18 protein-coding genes and 1 riboswitch are annotated in these 15,972 nt (G+C 70.8%); of the genes, 8 read left to right on the plus strand and 10 right to left on the minus strand.

From position 1 onward, the window contains the following. Positions 1-34: 34 nt before the first annotated feature. The 3 genes from IEY81_RS09500 to IEY81_RS09510 are packed head-to-tail and all read left to right on the plus strand — an operon-like array spanning position 35 to position 3,037. The gene (locus tag IEY81_RS09500) at positions 35-940 is read left to right on the plus strand and encodes an aldose 1-epimerase family protein (RefSeq protein ID WP_189118238.1); all 906 of its coding nucleotides are present in this window, start codon (positions 35-37) and stop codon (positions 938-940) included. A 10-nt stretch (positions 941-950) separates the two neighbouring features. Continuing rightward, positions 951-1,586 (plus strand): heme ABC exporter ATP-binding protein CcmA, encoded by a 636-nt coding sequence (ccmA, locus tag IEY81_RS09505; RefSeq protein WP_189118239.1) that lies wholly within the window; start codon positions 951-953, stop codon positions 1,584-1,586. Next, complete coding sequence (locus IEY81_RS09510) at positions 1,583-3,037, plus strand: DUF6297 family protein (protein WP_189118240.1); 1,455 nt, start codon at positions 1,583-1,585, stop codon at positions 3,035-3,037. Before ccmA ends, IEY81_RS09510 begins: the two co-directional genes overlap by 4 nt. Positions 3,038-3,043: 6 nt before the next feature. Here IEY81_RS09510 and IEY81_RS09515 read toward each other — a convergent pair whose 3' ends face one another. From IEY81_RS09515 to IEY81_RS09530, 4 genes are all read right to left on the minus strand, one after another. Further along, on the minus strand, positions 3,044-4,267 hold the full coding sequence (locus IEY81_RS09515; RefSeq protein ID WP_189118241.1) for an SGNH/GDSL hydrolase family protein: 1,224 nt from the start codon (positions 4,265-4,267) through the stop codon (positions 3,044-3,046). 103 nt (positions 4,268-4,370) lie between these two features. Further along, complete coding sequence (locus IEY81_RS09520) at positions 4,371-4,799, minus strand: PH domain-containing protein (RefSeq protein WP_229787610.1); 429 nt, start codon at positions 4,797-4,799, stop codon at positions 4,371-4,373. Between the two features lie 22 nt (positions 4,800-4,821). After that, on the minus strand, positions 4,822-5,706 hold the full coding sequence (hisG, locus tag IEY81_RS09525) for an ATP phosphoribosyltransferase (RefSeq protein ID WP_189118243.1): 885 nt from the start codon (positions 5,704-5,706) through the stop codon (positions 4,822-4,824). A 7-nt stretch (positions 5,707-5,713) separates the two neighbouring features. Beyond that, entirely contained in the window at positions 5,714-5,977 is a 264-nt protein-coding gene (locus tag IEY81_RS09530) for a phosphoribosyl-ATP diphosphatase (RefSeq protein ID WP_008359350.1), read from the minus strand. 107 nt (positions 5,978-6,084) lie between these two features. On the opposite strand from IEY81_RS09530, the gene IEY81_RS09535 reads away from it, so the two are divergent. Both IEY81_RS09535 and IEY81_RS09540 read left to right on the plus strand, forming a co-directional pair. Next, entirely contained in the window at positions 6,085-6,339 is a 255-nt protein-coding gene (locus tag IEY81_RS09535) for a helix-turn-helix domain-containing protein (protein ID WP_189118244.1), read from the plus strand. After that, complete coding sequence (locus IEY81_RS09540; RefSeq protein WP_189118245.1) at positions 6,336-6,956, plus strand: hypothetical protein; 621 nt, start codon at positions 6,336-6,338, stop codon at positions 6,954-6,956. Before IEY81_RS09535 ends, IEY81_RS09540 begins: the two co-directional genes overlap by 4 nt. 22 nt (positions 6,957-6,978) lie before the next feature. Here the strand turns inward: IEY81_RS09540 and IEY81_RS09545 are convergent, their stop codons facing one another. Then, positions 6,979-7,512, minus strand: a complete 534-nt coding sequence (locus IEY81_RS09545; protein WP_189118246.1) for a gamma carbonic anhydrase family protein — start codon at positions 7,510-7,512, stop codon at positions 6,979-6,981. A 68-nt stretch (positions 7,513-7,580) separates the two neighbouring features. Here IEY81_RS09545 and IEY81_RS24610 point away from each other — a divergent pair, with 68 nt between their 5' ends. Next, positions 7,581-8,195: a class I SAM-dependent methyltransferase gene (locus tag IEY81_RS24610; RefSeq protein WP_189118247.1), complete on the plus strand. Its 615-nt coding sequence runs from the start codon at positions 7,581-7,583 to the stop codon at positions 8,193-8,195. A 488-nt stretch (positions 8,196-8,683) separates the two neighbouring features. Here IEY81_RS24610 and ribH read toward each other — a convergent pair whose 3' ends face one another. The 5 genes from ribH to rpe form a co-directional block, all read right to left on the minus strand. Beyond that, a complete protein-coding gene (gene ribH / locus IEY81_RS09555; protein WP_189118248.1) occupies positions 8,684-9,166 on the minus strand; it encodes a 6,7-dimethyl-8-ribityllumazine synthase in 483 nt (160 codons plus the stop codon). Next, positions 9,163-10,413, minus strand: a complete 1,251-nt coding sequence (locus IEY81_RS09560; protein WP_189118249.1) for a bifunctional 3,4-dihydroxy-2-butanone-4-phosphate synthase/GTP cyclohydrolase II — start codon at positions 10,411-10,413, stop codon at positions 9,163-9,165. The genes ribH and IEY81_RS09560 overlap by 4 nt, the downstream gene beginning before the upstream one ends. Continuing rightward, positions 10,413-11,018: a riboflavin synthase gene (locus tag IEY81_RS09565; protein WP_189118250.1), complete on the minus strand. Its 606-nt coding sequence runs from the start codon at positions 11,016-11,018 to the stop codon at positions 10,413-10,415. The genes IEY81_RS09560 and IEY81_RS09565 overlap by 1 nt, the downstream gene beginning before the upstream one ends. After that, a complete protein-coding gene (ribD, locus tag IEY81_RS09570) occupies positions 11,018-12,085 on the minus strand; it encodes a bifunctional diaminohydroxyphosphoribosylaminopyrimidine deaminase/5-amino-6-(5-phosphoribosylamino)uracil reductase RibD (RefSeq protein ID WP_229787614.1) in 1,068 nt (355 codons plus the stop codon). The genes IEY81_RS09565 and ribD overlap by 1 nt, the downstream gene beginning before the upstream one ends. Positions 12,086-12,177: 92 nt before the next feature. Beyond that, positions 12,178-12,325: riboswitch (FMN riboswitch) on the minus strand. Between the two features lie 49 nt (positions 12,326-12,374). Next, positions 12,375-13,034, minus strand: a complete 660-nt coding sequence (gene rpe, locus IEY81_RS09575; RefSeq protein ID WP_229787659.1) for a ribulose-phosphate 3-epimerase — start codon at positions 13,032-13,034, stop codon at positions 12,375-12,377. A gap of 190 nt (positions 13,035-13,224) precedes the next feature. On the opposite strand from rpe, the gene IEY81_RS09580 reads away from it, so the two are divergent. Together IEY81_RS09580 and IEY81_RS09585 are read left to right on the plus strand one after the other, a co-directional pair. Further along, the gene (locus IEY81_RS09580; RefSeq protein ID WP_229787616.1) at positions 13,225-14,865 is read left to right on the plus strand and encodes an ABC transporter substrate-binding protein; all 1,641 of its coding nucleotides are present in this window, start codon (positions 13,225-13,227) and stop codon (positions 14,863-14,865) included. Positions 14,866-14,957: 92 nt separating this feature from the next. Beyond that, positions 14,958-15,968 carry an ABC transporter permease gene (locus tag IEY81_RS09585; RefSeq protein ID WP_189118253.1) on the plus strand — a complete coding sequence of 337 codons (1,011 nt, stop codon included), beginning with the start codon at positions 14,958-14,960 and terminating at the stop codon, positions 15,966-15,968. The last annotated feature ends 4 nt before the right edge of the window (positions 15,969-15,972 follow it).

The raw sequence follows: 15,972 nt of genomic DNA on the forward strand, positions 1-15,972 counted from the left end.
CGCCGTGTCGTGGCCGCCTGGATAGCCTGGGCTCGTGCTGAGACCGAGTGGAGAGCAGTTCACGATCGACGGCGCGGGCTACACCGCGACCGTGACGGAGAGCGGTGGCGCCCTGCGCCTGCTCTCCTACGAGGGCCGCGACCTGGTTGCCGGGTTCGGTGACCAGGAGACATCCAGCGGCGGCAAGGGCCAACTGCTGGCGCCGTGGCCCAACCGGGTCCGCGACGGCCGCTACGAGTTCGGCGGGCAGACCCACCAGCTGGGGATCACCGAGGTCTCCCGCAACAACGCCTCCCACGGCCTGGTGCGGTGGGCGCAGTGGCTGCCGATCGAGGAGGCCAAGAGCTCGATCACGCTCGCGACCCGGCTGATGGCGCAGGGCGGCTACCCGTGGACCCTCGACCTCGAGGTGACCTACGCGATCGGGCCGGACGGGCTCACCGTGACCCAGGCGGCGACCAACCATGCCGACTCCCCCGCTCCCTACGCCGTGGGCGCCCACCCCTACCTCACCGCCGGCGCCGGCCCGGTCGACGGCTGGACGCTCACCCTTCCAGCACGTACGCGGCTGCTCTCCGACTCCGAGCGCAAGCTGCCCACGACCAGCGAGGCGACCGCGGGGACCGCCTACGACTTCACCTCGGCGAAGCCGGTCGGCGACGTGGTCCTCGACCACGCCTTCACCGACCTGGAGCGCGGCGAGGACGGCCGGGCGACGGTCACGATCCAGGGCCCCGACGGCGGCGTCGCGCTCTGGGTCGATGAGCGCCACCCGTGGCTGATGGTCTACAGCGCCGACGACCGCACGCCTGCGCGTGGCAGCCTCGCCGTCGAGCCGATGACCGCTCCGCCGGACGCGTTCAACTCCGGCACCGACCTGGTCTCGCTCGCACCCGACGAGCGTTATGAGGTCACCTGGGGCATCACCGCGCTGCCATGAGCCTGCTGCCATGACGCTGCTGACCGTCTCGGGACTCAGCAGGAGCTACGGCGACCACGCCGTCCTCACCGGGCTCGACCTCAGCCTCGAGGCGGGTCGGGCGGTCGCTCTGACCGGCACCAACGGGTCGGGGAAGTCGACGCTGCTGCGCTGCGTGGCCGGCGCCGAGGAGCCGACGGCGGGCGAGGTGCTGCTCGACGGCCGGCCCTACGACGAGCGCTCGGCGGCGATGCGCCGCGACGTCGCCGCGCTCCTCGACGACCTGGACCTCTTCCCCGATCTGGCCGTCATCGAGCACCTGGACCTGGTCGCCCACGCCCACCGCGCCGAGGACCCCGAGGCCACCGTCGACGGCGTGCTCGAGGAGGTCGGTCTCGTCGACCAGGCCGACCAGCTGCCCGGCTCGCTCTCCTCGGGTCAGCGTCAGCGGCTCGCACTCGCGCTGCTGCTGGTGCGGCCGCGCCGGCTGCTGCTCCTCGACGAGCCCGAGCAGCGCCTCGACACCGAGGGCGCTCGCTGGCTCGCCGACCTGCTCCTGCGGGAGAAGGAGGCCGGGGTCGGCATCCTCTTCGCCAGCCACCACCCGGCTCTCGTCGAGGCGGTGGCCGACGACGTGATCCGCCTGGGCTCCTCCCCCGACGCATGAGTGCCGGGACGCCGGCGCCCACGCCGGGTGAGCTCCGCGGACTGATCCGCGGTTGGCGGCGTGGCCACGTCACCACGCCCTGGGGCGAGCTGCTCTACCAGGCCTACGTCGCCCTTCTGACCGTGCTCATCTACGGCTCGGGGCTGGTCACCGCGGTCATCAACGCAGGTCAGGCGGTCGAGGGGTGCGCGACCGTCACGTGCTCCGGCACCCGCGCCGCCGGCCCGGTCCTGCTCGTGCTCGTGTGGCTCGCGCTGGGCGCCGCGGTGCTCCGCCTCCTGGGTCCCCTCATGGTCTCCCCCGCGGCCTCGGCGCTGGTGCTCTCCACCCCGGTGGACCGCGGCCGCTGGCTGGGCCGCCAGTACGTCACCGCCTCGGCTCTCTCAGCCTTCGCCGCCGCCGTCCTGGCCCTTCTCGCTGCGGTGACCGCGGGCTGGCCGCTGCTCACCGGCACCGCGCTGGCGCTCGCCGCGGCGCTGCTGGCACCGGTGACGTACGCAGCCGGGTCCATCGCCCAGGCACGACCACGCTCGGTGTGGCGGGCCGTGGCGCCGGCGGCCGCGCTCCTCGCCCTCGCCGCCGTGGGTGCCGTGGCCGCCGGCGTCACCGCGGACATGGCCCCGCCCGAGGACGCCTGGTGGTGGCTGGTGCCCGCCGCGCTCGCCCCGGCGGCCGCCGGCTCCGTGGTGCTCGCGCGCAGACGTCTCGGCGAGCTGCGCCGGCGCGACCTGACCCGTGGCCACGGACTGGCCAACGGTCTCTCCGGCGCGCTGGCCGGGATGGACACCGCCCTCGCCTACGACGTGGTGCTCCAGCACACCAGCGCTCGCCGGGCACTCGTCCGGGCGCGCCGACTGCGCGGCCCGCGCGGTCCGCTGGCCCTGGTCACCGCCGACCTCGTCCGGCTGCGGCGGGCGCCGGTGCGCGTCCTGGCGCCGGCGGCGACGGTGGTGCCTGCGTACGCCCTGGCGGAGGCGGGCGCGGGGGCGCTGACCGTGCCGGCGATGGTGGTGCTGGGCTTCTGGGCGGCGATCCCGCTCGGCGCCGGGGTGCGGGTGCTGTCGCGCTCAAGCAGCCTCGCCCGGCTGCTGGGCGCCTCCTCGTGGCAGTTGCGCCTGGGTGCGCTGGTGGTGCCGGCCGTGGTGCTGGTCGCCTTCGGCCTGGGCTGTCTGTGGGCGCTGCCGCACCCGCTGCTCGCCCCGGCGGTCGGGCTCGGTGCGCTGGCCGCGCTCACCCGGTGGCTGGTGGCGTCACCGCCCGACTACGCCTCGGCGATGATCTCGACCCCGATGGGCGCGGCGCCGGTCTCGCTGTTCGGCAACGCGGTACGCGGCTTCGACATCGCCGGGCTGGTGAGCATCCCGGCGCTGTTCGCCCCCGACGCGGTCGGCGCCTCGATCTCGATGGCGGTCTCGGCGATCACGCTCGGGGTGCTCGTCGCTCGGCGCTGAGCCGGGTCAGCGGTCGCAGCCCAGCAGGCCCAGGTCGAACGCCTCGGCCATCGCTGCATAGCCGGCGTCGCCCGGGTGGAGATGGTCCCCCGAGTCGTACGCGGGCAGGAACCGCGTCGGCCGGGCGGGGTCGCGGGTGGCGGCGTCGAAGTCGACGACGCCGTCGAACTCTCCGGAGGTGCGGAACCACTCGTTGACCGCGGCCCGCACCTGCTCGCGCTCGGGGCTGTAGCGGCTACCGCCCTCGTACGGCGTCAGGGTCGCGCCGACGATGCAGACGTCCTCGGCGTGCGCCTGTGCGATCAGGTCGCGGTAGGCCACGATCAGGTCGCTCGCCTCGTCGGCGTGGTCCCAGCGGATGTCGTTGATCCCGGCCAGCAGCACCACCGTGGAGACGCCCGGCTGGTCGAGGACGTCGCGTCGGAAGCGATCCAGTCCGCGCTGGCCGCCGGAGCTGTCGGCGAGCACGCGGTTGGCCGAGATGCCTTCGTTCATCACCGCGTAGCGCCCGGCGAAGCGGCTGGACGCGACCCTGTCGGCCAGCGCGTCCGGCCAGCGCCGGTTCGCGCCGACTGTCGAGCCGTTGCCGTCGGTGATCGAGTCCCCGAAGAGCACCGCGGTCTTGACCCGCCTGGGTTTCTCGACCACCACGCTCTCGACCCAGTACCAGCTGGAGATCTGCGTCGTGAAGGCCGCGCCGGACTCGTCGGCGGCCACGTCAGTGCCGGGCGTGCCGGAGAGGTAGGAGGTCTGCATCGCGAGGTTGTGCCCGGTGATCGCCCCGCTCTCGCCCACGACGTGGAGGCTCACCGCGAGGGTCGTGTCGGCGGGCACGCTGGTCGCGACCGGGTCGCTGAGCACCTCGGTGCCCGGCGCGAGGGTCACCTCGGGCGATCCTGCGAAAGTCACCGGCCGGTTGGTGCCGGGGAGGATCGCGGCCCCCTCACCCGCGACTCCGACGTGGGCCGAGGTGAAGGTGACGGGGCGGTCGCCGAAGGCGTTGGAGAGGGTGATGCGTACCCCTGACCCACCGAGCGAGGTGTGCACCAGGTTGCGCACCGACCGGTCGGCCAGACCGGCGGCACCCGCATCACCGGAGACCTTGTCGGCCGAGGCGCCCCAGGTGCCGACCGGATGGAGCGGGGAGGCGTGGGCGGGTGCGGCCGGGGCAACGGCGAGAGCGGCGGCCAGCGCGAGGCCGGAAACGGCGAGAGGAGTCCACGAGATCATCCGGGCACGCTAGAGCCTGGGCGCTGGCCCGGTCAGCGGGTTCGCGAAGGTTTGGGCGCTGCGCTGAGTCGTGTTCGCCCGCACGTCATCTCGGGCCCTCCGCTCAGGAGAGCTCGGCGACCAGCCGGCGCAGCGTACGGACGGCTCTCTTCGACGAGGCGCCGTCGGAGGCCTGGATCGCGAGCATCGAGATGTTGTGCCCGGAGGACAGGTCGACGTTGGGCCAGGGCGCGCCGCTGGGGAAGTTGATCGCCAGGATCTCGGCCCACTCCAGGTCACGGCGCTTGTAGCCGTTGACCACGGTCAGTCCGTCCTCGTGGGCGACCACCTTCGACCGGGTCAGCGCGTGCACGCAGGCCAGGATCAGCAGGCCGAGGAAGCCGAAGGTCAGCCGCTCGAAGGTGGTCACCTGGGCCTTGATCTCCGGGGAGAACCCGACCCAGACGACCGTGCACGCCACCGCGAGCGCGACCACCAGGAACCAGCCCATCACCTGGGCTCCGACCGGGCGCCACGTGTGCGGAAGCGCCACCGGAAGCTCGGCTGCGGAGGGCTCAGATGCGGCAGGCATTGATCTCGGTCAGCAGGATCGCGCGGGCGCCCACGGCGTAAAGGTCGTCCATCAGCTTCTGGGAGCCCTTGCGCGGCACCATCGCGCGGACGGCGACCCAGCCCTCGCGGTGCAGCGGGCTGACCGTCGGGCCCTCGAGGCCTGGGGTCATCGCGGAGGCCTCGGCGAGGTCCTCGGCGCGGATGTCGTAGTCCATCATCACGTAGCTGCGCGCGATCAGGACGCCGTCGAGGCGGCGCCGGAACGTCTCGTACGCAGCAGGGAGCTGAGCTCCCGAGCGGGTGATGACGACGGCCTCGGAGTGCATGATCGGCTCGCCGAAGATCTCCAGCCCGGCCTGGCGCATCGTGGAGCCGGTCTCGACCACGTCGGCGATCACGTCGGCGACACCGAGCTGGATCGAGGTCTCCACGGCGCCGTCGAGACGGGTCACGCTGGCGTCGATGCCCTCGCGCTCGAGGAACGCGGAGACGACCCCGACGTAGGAGGTCGCGATGCGCTTGCCGCGCAACTCCTCGATCGCGCTGAAGGCACCGGCGCGGCCGGCGAAGTGGAAGCGCGAGCGGCCGAAGCCGAGACCGATGACCTCGTCGGCCTTGGCGCCGGAGTCGAGAAGCAGGTCGCGGCCGGTGATGCCGATGTCGAGGGTGCCCTCACCGACGTAGAGCGCGATGTCGCGCGGGCGCAGGTAGAAGAACTCGACGCCGTTCTCGTCGTCGATGAGGGTCAGGCGCTTGGAGTCCTCGCGCTGGCGGTAGCCCGCCTCGCGCAGCAGCTCGGAGGCGGAGACGGACAGCGCGCCCTTGTTGGGCACGGCGATCCGCAGCGGCTTGGAGCTTGTCGAGTCGGTCGAGCTTGTGGTGACCATGATTCCCCTACAGGTGTGAGTAGACGTCGTCGATCGAGATGCCGCTGGCGAGCATGAGCACCTGGGCGTGGTAGAGCAGCTGGGAGATCTCCTCAGCGGTCGCTTCCTTGCCCTCGTACTCGGCCGCCATCCAGGACTCGGCGGCCTCCTCGACCAGCTTCTTCCCGATCGCATGGACCCCGGCGTCGAGCTGTGCCACGGTGCCGGATCCTTCAGGTCGGGTCCGGGCCTTCTCACTCAGCTCGGCCCAGAGCTCGTCGAACGTCTTCACGAACGTCAAGCCTAGGCCGTACGCGACCCCGCACCCGAATCGTCTCACCGCATCGATAGCAGTCCTGCTATGGACAGGCATAGCAGAACTGCGATATCTTCGTCGTCATGAGCACGAACGACGCGGACACCGAGTTCTACGTCGGCATCGCCGCCCAGGTCACCGAGCACCGAGTCGCCCGGGGCCTGTCCCAACGCGAGCTCGCCGAGCTCTGCGGCACCACCCAGTCGGCGATCGCGCGGCTGGAGTCCGGCTCACGCCCGCCGAAGATCGACACCCTCCTGCGGGTGGCCGCCGCCCTCGACTGTCGCCTCGAGGTCGCCTTCCACGCCCGCACCCGAGCCCACAGGAGCACGCCATGAAGACCCCCATCGCGGCCGACGAGGTCGAGTCGACTCGCAGCGAGCGGTTCCTGGCGGTCGCACTGACCGCCTTCCTGCTCGTCGGCACCGTCTGGTTCTACGTCAAGGTGGGCGCCTGGTGGCCGCTCCACATGGAGTGGGACCAGTGCAACGACGGCGAGATGCCGTGCGAGATCCCGGGTCACCAGGGCATCCAGATCGGTCTCCGGCTCGGCTTCATCGTCCTGCTCTGCCTGGTCGGCTTCTGGGTCCTCTACCGGCTGCGCCGCAGCGGGTCACGCTTCCTCCCGCTGGGCTTCGCGCTGGCCGCGACCGGCGTGATCATGGCGCTGGTCTTCGCGCTCCACTACACCTTCGAGTACGCCGACTTCGGCCCGCTCGTCCTCTCCCTGATCGGCGCCGCGGCCACCGTCGCCGTCTTCGTCGCGGTCCAACGGCTGCTGGCCAAGCGGATCCCAGCCATGCGAGTACGCAAGGGCGACTGCCCCTACTGCGGCTACCCCGTGCGCGGCAAGCACTGCGAGGGCTGCGGGCGCGAGACGATCGCCCCGTGCACCGTCTGCGAGGCCGACCGCCGGGTCGGCTCGCTCCACTGCGTCGCCTGCGGCGCTGAATAGCACCTCACCCTCAACCTGAGGTTCAGGGTTTCACCGGGCGCACGGTGGCACGATGGAGCTTCATGAACTCGACGTAGCCGGGTGCGTTGAGCTCCAGGATCGTCGCCGGGTTGCTGCCGGGCTCGATGGTGCCGCGCACCTTCGCCGGCACCCCCATCACCAGGCTGTGATCAGGCACCTGGGTCCCCTCGACCACCATCGCGCCGGCCGCGATCAGGCAGCCGTCACCGATGACCACGGCGTCGGAGACCACCGCACCGTTGCCGATCAGCGAGCCGGTGCCGATCCGGTCGCCGTGCACCACGCAGCCGTGGGCGACCGTGCTGTGCGCCCCCATCTCCAGCGACGATCCCGGGCGCACGTGCAGCACCGAGTTGTCCTGCACGTTGGAGCCCTCGCCGATGATGATCGGACCCACGTCGGCGCGCAGCACCGCGCCGTACCAGATGCTCGCGTTCGCCCCCAGGCGTACGTCACCGATCAGGGTCGCCGTCGGCGCCACCCAGGCGTCGGGGTGGATCTGCGGACTCTTGCCGTCGAACTCGTAGATGTTCATCGCAGCAGAGCCTAGATGCTCCCGCTCCTCCGCCTCCGCGACCCCGAAACGGTTAACCTCTGTCCCCGATGACCACCACCGAGATCGGCGCGGCCTACGACGGCCGCGCAGCCGAGTACATCGACCTCTTAGGCTCCGTCGAAGACCTCGCCCAGCGCGACCGCGACACCATCGCCACCTGGCGCGACGGCACCGACGGATCCCTCCTCGACGCCGGTTGCGGCCCAGGGCACTGGAGCAGAGAGCTCGCCCAGGACGGCGTACGCGACGTGGTCGGCCTCGACGCCTCGGCCGAGTTCGTCGCCGCCGCGCGCGAGCGCTTCCCCGACATCCCTTTCCACCAGGGCGACCTGGCCGCGATCCCCCTGGCAGACGCTTCGGTCGGCGGCGTACTGGCCTGGTACTCGCTCATCCACACCCCACCCGCCAACCTTCCCACGATCCTCGCCGAACTGGCGCGCGTCCTCTCCCCCCGGCGGCTCGGTCCTGATCGGCTTCTTCGACGGCGCCCCCGGCGAGCCTTTCGACCACGCCGTCCACCGGGCCTACTACTGGTCCACCGACGCCCTGACCGATCTCCTGGCCCCCCACGGCCTCATCGTGACCGACTCGTCCACCCACCACACCCCACCAGCCCGCCCCCAAGCCCACCTGACAGCCGCCCGAACCCCGTAACCCCGTAGCCCCGACTCGGCGCAACTGCCCCAGAATCCAACGCCGAGTCGGCGCAACTGCCCCACGCCAAACCGCCGAGTCGGCGCAACTGCCCCAGAATCCAACGCCGAGCCGGCGCATCTGCCCCACCTCCCGATCGCTGGTGGGGCAGATGCGCCGACTCAACGTTCTACAGCGGGGCAGACGCGCCGACTCGGCGTCATTTCGTGAGGCAGACGCGCCGACTCGGCATTCCTCCGTGAGGCAGACGCGCCGACTCGGCGCTCTGCAGCGGGGCAGACGCGCCGACTCGGCGTCATTTCGTGAGGCAGACGCGCCGACTCGGCATTCCTCCGTGAGGCAGACGCGCCGACTCGGCGCTCTGCAGCGGGGCAGACGCGCCGACTCGGCGTCATTTCGTGAGGCAGACGCGCCGACTCGGCATTCCTCCGTGAGGCAGACGCGCCGACTCGGCGCTCTGCAGCGGGGCAGATGCGCCGAGTCGGCGGAGTGGGGGTCAGTAGTGGCGTACGCAGTCGCGCAGGGTGAGGGCGGTCTCCATGGCGGCCGCGGCGGCCTCGTAGCCCTTGTCCTCGCTGGATCCCTCGAGGCCGGCGCGGGCGAGGGCCTGCTCCTCGTTATCGCAGGTCAGGAGGCCGAAGCCGACGGGGGTGCCGAAGTCGAGGGCGACCCGGTTGAGGCCGTCGGTGGCGGCGGAGCAGACGTAGTCGAAGTGTGGGGTGCCGCCGCGGATGACGACACCGAGCGCGACGATGGCGTCGTAGCCGGACTTGGCCAGGGCGGCCGCGGCAACCGGCAGCTCGAAGGCGCCGGGGACCCGGATGACGGTCAGACCACCGACGGAGGCGTCCTTCAACGCTCGCTCCGCACCGTTCAACAGGCCGGCCATGACCTCGTCGTGCCAGCGCGCGGCGACGACGGCGACCCGCAGGTCGCTCCCGTCGACGACCTCCGGGGTGGGGGCTCCCTTGCCACTCATCGGTTCTCCTCAGACAGATCGGGCAGCGCGTGACCCATCCGGTCACGCTTGGTCAGCAGGTAGGCGAGGTTGTGCTCGTTGGGTCGAGGGGTGAGCGGTACCCGCTCGGCGACCTCGACACCGTACGCCTCCAGGTGACTCACCTTCTCAGGGTTGTTGGTCAGCAGCCGCACCGAGTCGACCTTGAGGTCGCGCAGGATCTGCGAGGCGGCGCCGTAGTGGCGCGCGTCGGCCGGCAGACCGAGGTCGAGATTGGCGTCGACGGTGTCGCGGCCGCCGTCCTGGAGCTGGTAGGCCTGCAGCTTGGCGAGCAGGCCGATCCCGCGACCCTCGTGGCCGCGGAGGTAGACCACGACGCCGCAGCCGGCCTCCGCGATCCGCTGGAGCGCCTCCTGCAGCTGCGGTCCGCAGTCGCAGCGGCGCGACCCGAAGACGTCTCCGGTCAGGCACTCCGAGTGCACCCGCGCGAGCACCGGGTCGCAGCCGGAGATGTCGCCGTGGACGAGTGCGACGTGCTCGACGTCGTCGTCGATGGTGCGGTAGCCGTAGGCGGTGAAGTCGCCGTACTCGGTGGGCAGCCGGGTCACCGCGCGACGCTCGACCAGCACCTCGGTACGCCGCCGGTAGGTCACCAGGTCGGCGATCGAGATCATCGCCAGACCGTGCTCGTCGGCGAACTCGCGCAGCTGCGGCGCACGCTGCATGGTGCCGTCGTCGTTGACCAGCTCGACCAGGGCGCCGGCCGGCTCCAGGCCCGCGAGCCGGGTCAGGTCGACAGCGGCCTCGGTGTGGCCGACCCGCACCAGCACTCCCCCGTCGCGCGCCCGCAGCGGGAACACGTGCCCGGGGCGGGTGAGGTCGCCCGCCACAGAGGCGGGCCCGGCCAGCAGCCGCGTCGTCAGCGCCCGGTCGGCGGCCGAGATCCCGGTCGTCACGCCCTCGCGAGCATCGACCGAGACCGCGTACGCGGTCTGCTTGCGGTCCTCGTTGACACGAGTCATCGGGGGCAGGTCGAGCGCGTCGAGCCGCTCGCCCGGCAGCGCCACGCAGATCACGCCGGAGGACCAGCGGATCGCGAACGCCATCACCTCCGGCGTCGCCAGCTCGGCGGAGAAGATCAGGTCGCCCTCGTTCTCCCGGTCCTCGTCGTCGACGACCACGACCGGCTTCCCGGCCGCCAGGTCGGCGATCGCGTCCTCGACGGGGTCGAGGCGGACTCCTGCGTACTGCTCGTGCTGCTCGCTCATCAGCGTGTTCCTTCCGGTGAGGTCAGCACGAGCTTCTCCACGTGCTTGGCGATGATGTCGGTCTCGAGGTTGACCTCGTCGCCGACGGCCCGGAACCCCAGCGAGGTACGCGCCAGGGTCTCGGGGATCAGGCTGATCGTGAACGTGTCCTCGCCCACGGAGACGACGGTGAGGCTGATCCCGTCCACCGCGATCGAGCCCTTCTCGACCACGTAGCGGGCCAGCGACGGCTCGATCGAGATCGTGACGACGTCCCAGTGCTCACTGGGCTCGCGGGAGACGATGCGGCCGACGCCGTCGACGTGTCCCTGGACGATGTGGCCGCCGAGCCGCGTGGTCGGGGTGACCGCGCGCTCCAGGTTGATCCGGTCGCCAGCCGCGAGCGTGTGCAGGCTGGTGCGCTTGAGCGTCTCCAGCATCACGTCGGCGGTCCATTCGCCCTCGCCCAGCGTCGAGACGGTCAGGCAGCAGCCGTTGACCGCGATCGAGGCGCCCAGCTCCGCGTCCGACAGCACCGTGCCGGCGGAGATGGTGAGGCGTACGGCGTCGCCCTGGTCCTCGATCCCGGCTACGGTGCCGAGCTCTTCAACAATCCCGGTGAACATCAGTGACCTTCCTTCTGGGGCTCGAGAATGAACCGCACGTTCGGCTGTTCGCCCTCCTCGGTGGCGGGGAGCACGTCGACTGAGCGCACCCGCGGCCGGAAGGCGTCGGAGATGGTGGTGATCTCGAGGTCGGCGACGGCCGAGCGGCCGGCCCCGAGCAGGAACGGCGCGACGTAGACGACGATCTCGTCGACCAGCCCGGCGGCCAGGAAGGCCGCTGCCAGTGTCGGCCCGCCCTCGAGGAAGACGTGGCGCCGCTCGCGATCCCACAGCGCAGCGAGGGCCTCGTGCGGGTCGCGGGTGCGCAGGTGGAGCGAGGGCGCCTGGTCGGCGAAGATCCGGCGGTCGGCGGGAAGGTCGCGCTCCCCCATGACGACCCGCAGAGGCTGTACGCCGAGCGGCCGGTCCTCCGCGTCGCGGACGGTCAGCGCGGGGTCGTCGACCGCGACCGTGTTCGTCCCGACGAGCATCGTGTCGCTCAGCGCCCGCAGCGCATGGGTGTCGAGCCGCGCGGCGCGCGAGGAGACCCAGCGCGAGGTGCCGTCTGCGGCGGCGCTGCGCCCGTCGAGGGTCGTGGCGAACTTCCAGGTGACGAAGGGGCGCTGCAGCTCGGCAGCCCGCGTCCAGACCCGGTTGAGGTCACGGGCCTCTGCTGCGTACAGCCCCTGCTCGACCTCGATGCCCGCCTGCTTCAGCGTGGCGGCGCCTCCCGCGGCGACCGGGTTCGGGTCGGCCTGGGCGTAGACGACGCGGGCGACCCCGGCGTCGATGAGGGCCTGCGCGCACGGGCCGGTGCGGCCGGTGTGGTTGCACGGCTCGAGCGTGACCACCGCGGTGGCCCCACGCGCCGACGCGCCGGCGTGGGCCAGTGCGTCGACCTCGGCGTGCGGCGTGCCGGGTCCGCGGTGGAACCCCTCGCCGACGACAGACCCGTCCGCCCCCAGGAGTACGCAGCCGACCCGTGGGTTCGGGTAGGTGGCCGGCCCCGGGTCACCGATCGCAGCGGCCAGGTCCAGGGCGCGACGCATCGCCCCCGGCTCCGGGTCCCGCTGGTCCAAGCTGTTCATCTGATCCCCTCTGGTCCGTCTCACGGACTCCGGGGTTCAGGCCGAGGCGTCGCGCCGGACCCGGTGAACCAGGGCGGCGGCGACGAATCGGGCTGCGTGCGTCTTCCCATCCGGACTTTAACCGTCGGTCCAGGAGTTTCACCTGGTCAACCGATGACTGGCTGCCATCGGGTCGCGGACTTCTGAATCTTCGATCCAGTCACCGCCGGCTCGGAATTTCACCGACCCCAGAGCACGCGAGCACAAGCTCGTCTTCCACCAGTGTGCCACACGTGTGGCACCTCACCGATCAGGCGTCGACTGCTGAGACGGCCTTGTCCCGCAGCGCGGCGATCATGGCGTCCGGGTCGTCGGCCGAGTACACGGCGGACCCGGCGACGAAGACGTCGGCCCCGGCCGCGGCGCAGCGCTCGATGGTCTCGAGGGAGACGCCGCCGTCGACCTGCAGCCAGGTCTCGACGCCGTGCTTGTCCATCATCGAGCGCGCCCGGCGGATCTTGGGAAGCACCAGGTCGAGGAACTTCTGGCCGCCGAGGCCGGGCTCGACGGTCATCAGCAGCACCATGTCGAGCTCGGCGAGCATGTCCTCGTAGGGCTCGATCGGGGTCGCCGGCTTGAGCGCCATCGACGCCCGAGCACCCTTGGCCCGGATCTCGCGCGCGAGGCGTACGGGCGCCTTGGTCGCCTCGACGTGGAAGGTCACCGAGCCGCAGCCGGCCTCGACGTAGGCGGGCGCCTCGCGGTCGGGGTTCTCGATCATCAGGTGGGCGTCGAGCGGCACCGAGGTGGACCGTGCCAGCGCCTCCACCATCGTCGGCCCGAAGGTCAGGTTGGGCACGAAGTGGTTGTCCATGATGTCGACGTGGACCCAGTCGGCGCTGGGGATCCGGGCGACCTCCGCGCCCAGGGCGGCGAAGTCGGCGTTGAGGATGGAGGGGGTGATCTGCATGGTCACGGAAGCACCCTAGTTGGTCTCGGTCGGATAAATAACGACGCACTCGGCCCGCCCCACGTCCGAATGATGGCTAGGGTGCCGGGCACGGCGACGCCCTGTGATTCGAGTCACGTCCTTCGCTGAGGCGCCCACACCGGGTCGCTGACCAGACTGGTCCACCAACAAGCGAGGTTTAGCGATGAAAATGTCCCGGAGAGTCCTTCCGGCGTTCGCGGCAGGGGCCTTGGCGCTCTCGCTCGCGGCATGTGCGGAGTCCGAGCGCGGCAGCGGAGGCTCGACCCTCACCTTCGGCGCCGCGGGCGCGCCCTCCACCTTCGACCCCTTCTACGCCACCGACGGTGAGACCTTCCGCATCTCGCGGCAGATCTTCGACACCCTGATCGACTCCAAGCCCGGCACCTCCGAGATCGAGCCGGCACTGGCCGAGAGCTGGACCCCGGACGAGTCCGGCACCACGTGGACCTTCAAGCTCCGCGACGACGTCACCTTCACCGACGGCGAGAAGTTCGACGGCGAGGCGGTCTGCGCCAACCTCGAGCGGATGTTCGACCAGAACCCCGACGGTCAGACCGCCGGTGAGTACTGGGGCTCTTTCTTCGGCGGCTTCAAGAACGACGCCGAGAAGGACCCCTCGCTCTACAAGAGCTGCGAGGCGCCGGACGCGACCACCGCGGTCATCACGATCGACCACGCCACCGCGAGCTTCCCGACGATGCTGTCCCAGACCTCGTTCTCGATGCAGTCGCCGAAGGCGATGGAGGAGGGTGACGCCAACGGCATCAAGGCTGCCGGTGAGGGCTTCACCTTCCCCGAGAACGCCAAGAACCCGGTCGGCACCGGAGCCTTCAAGCTCGAGAAGTACGACGAGGCCAACGGCACCGTGACCCTGGCCCGCAACGACGACTACTGGGGCGAGCTCGCCAAGTCCGAGAAGCTCGTCTTCCGGATCATCCCCGACGAGTCCACCCGCCGCCAGGAGCTGGAGGCCGGCTCGATCAACGGCTACGACCTGCCGAACCCGGTCGACTGGAACTCGCTCGAGGAGAAGGGCAACCAGGTCGAGATCCGCGAGCCGTTCAACATCCTCTACATGGGCTTGAACCTCAAGGACAAGAAGTTCCACGACCTCAAGGTCCGCCAGGCGATCTACCACGCGCTCAACCGCGAGGAGCTGGTCAAGTCCCAGCTCCCCGAGGGCGCCACGGTCGCGACCCAGTTCATGCCCGACACGGTCGCGGGCTACAACTCCGACCTCGAGCCGTACGCCTACGACCCCGAGAAGTCGAAGCAGCTGCTCAAGGAGGCCGGCGCCGAGAACCTGGAGATGACCTTCGCGTTCCCGACCGAGGTCAGCCGCCCCTACATGCCGGACCCGGCCACGATCTACGACGCCCTGCGCGCCAACCTCGAGGCCGTCGGCATCACGGTCAAGGCGGTCTCGGCTCCGTGGACGGCCTACACCGACAACGTCTCGGCCGGTAAGTACGACGCCCACATCCTCGGCTGGACGGGCGACTTCAACGACCCGTACAACTTCCTCGGCTCCTTCTTCACCGAGCCGGTCGCCAACGACTTCAAGACCTCCAACATCTCCTGGGGCAAGAAGCTCGCCGCCGACCTGCAGGCCGCTGACGCGATCGTCGACGAGGACGAGCGCGCCAAGCGCTACGAGGAGATCAACGGGCAGATCATGACCGAGTACCTGCCCGGGTTCCCGATCAGCCACTCCCCGCCGGCCATCGTGGTCGACGGCGACACCGAGGGCCTGATCCCCAGCCCCCTCACGGCCGAGGACTTCGGCCCGGTCTCCGTCGGCGGCGAGTAGCCACTTCGCTGGTCGAGCCGCGGGGTCATCAGGCCGCGTGGCTCGGCCGGTGGATGACGCCGCCCGGACCGCCCATCCACGGAGGAGAGAACTTGCTGAGATTCGTCGTACGCCGCCTGCTGCAGATGGCGGGGGTGATGATCGTGCTCTCCTTCCTCATCTTCGCCTGGCTGCGCTCGCTGCCCGGAGGTCCCGTCTCGGCGATCCTCGGCGAGCGGGCCACCCCGGCCACCCGGGCCGCGCTGGAGAAGGCCTTCGGTCTGGACCGGCCGATCTGGGAGCAGTACCTGCTCTTCCTCGACCGGATCGCGCACGGCAACTTCGGCGCCTCGATCCGCGTCCAGGCCGGCACCGACGCCTTGGAGATCTTCCTGGACCGGCTGCCCGGCACCATCGAGCTGACGATCTTCGCGCTGACGATCGCGATCTCGATCGGCATCCCGCTGGGCTATCTGGCCGCCCGCCGCCGGGCGACGATCCTCGACAACGTCTCGATCATCGGCTCGCTGGTCGGCGTCGCGGTGCCGGTCTTCTTCCTGGCGTTCCTGCTGAAGTACGTCTTCGCCGTCCAGCTCGGCTGGCTGCCGGTCTCCGGGCGGCAGACCCCGACGATCGATGCCACCCACATCACCAACTTCTTCATCCTCGACGGACTGATCACCGGCGAGTACGACGCCGCCTGGGACGCGTTCCTGCATCTGATCCTGCCGGGCCTCGCGCTCGCCTCGATCCCGTTCGCGATCATCTTCCGGATCACCCGCGCCTCCGTCCTGGAGGTGCTCGACGAGGACTACGTGCGCACCGCCGAGGCCAAGGGGCTGACCTCACGGGTCATCCGGGGACGGCACGTGCTCCGCAACGCGATGCTGCCGGTCACCACCGTGATCGGCCTGCAGGTCGGCAGCCTGCTGGCCGGTGCGGTGCTCACCGAGCGGGTCTTCTCCTTCCGCGGCGTCGGCGACGCCCTCGCGGTCGCCTCCACCGAGCGGGACTACGCGGTGCTGCAGATGCTGATCATCGCGGCGGCCGCCGTCTACGTGATCGTCAACCTGCTCGTCGACATCGCCTACGCCATCATCGACCCCCGCGTACGGACGAGGTGACCGC

Origin of the sequence: Nocardioides luteus (assembly GCF_014648595.1) — a bacterium.
GTDB lineage: Bacteria > Actinomycetota > Actinomycetes > Propionibacteriales > Nocardioidaceae > Nocardioides > Nocardioides luteus.

Coding starts and splice junctions, on each gene's coding strand:
- ribH (WP_189118248.1), bottom strand. CDS start 9,166: ATGAGTGGCAAGGGAGCCCCCACCCCGGAGGTCGTCGACGGGAGCGAC.
- rpe (WP_229787659.1), bottom strand. CDS start 13,034: ATGCAGATCACCCCCTCCATCCTCAACGCCGACTTCGCCGCCCTGGGC.
- IEY81_RS09515 (WP_189118241.1), bottom strand. CDS start 4,267: ATGATCTCGTGGACTCCTCTCGCCGTTTCCGGCCTCGCGCTGGCCGCC.
- IEY81_RS09510 (WP_189118240.1), top strand. CDS start 1,583: ATGAGTGCCGGGACGCCGGCGCCCACGCCGGGTGAGCTCCGCGGACTG.
- IEY81_RS09565 (WP_189118250.1), bottom strand. CDS start 11,018: ATGTTCACCGGGATTGTTGAAGAGCTCGGCACCGTAGCCGGGATCGAG.
- ccmA (WP_189118239.1), top strand. CDS start 951: ATGACGCTGCTGACCGTCTCGGGACTCAGCAGGAGCTACGGCGACCAC.
- IEY81_RS24610 (WP_189118247.1), top strand. CDS start 7,581: ATGACCACCACCGAGATCGGCGCGGCCTACGACGGCCGCGCAGCCGAG.
- IEY81_RS09545 (WP_189118246.1), bottom strand. CDS start 7,512: ATGAACATCTACGAGTTCGACGGCAAGAGTCCGCAGATCCACCCCGAC.
- IEY81_RS09535 (WP_189118244.1), top strand. CDS start 6,085: ATGAGCACGAACGACGCGGACACCGAGTTCTACGTCGGCATCGCCGCC.
- IEY81_RS09580 (WP_229787616.1), top strand. CDS start 13,225: ATGTCCCGGAGAGTCCTTCCGGCGTTCGCGGCAGGGGCCTTGGCGCTC.
- IEY81_RS09540 (WP_189118245.1), top strand. CDS start 6,336: ATGAAGACCCCCATCGCGGCCGACGAGGTCGAGTCGACTCGCAGCGAG.
- IEY81_RS09560 (WP_189118249.1), bottom strand. CDS start 10,413: ATGAGCGAGCAGCACGAGCAGTACGCAGGAGTCCGCCTCGACCCCGTC.
- ribD (WP_229787614.1), bottom strand. CDS start 12,085: ATGAACAGCTTGGACCAGCGGGACCCGGAGCCGGGGGCGATGCGTCGC.
- hisG (WP_189118243.1), bottom strand. CDS start 5,706: ATGGTCACCACAAGCTCGACCGACTCGACAAGCTCCAAGCCGCTGCGG.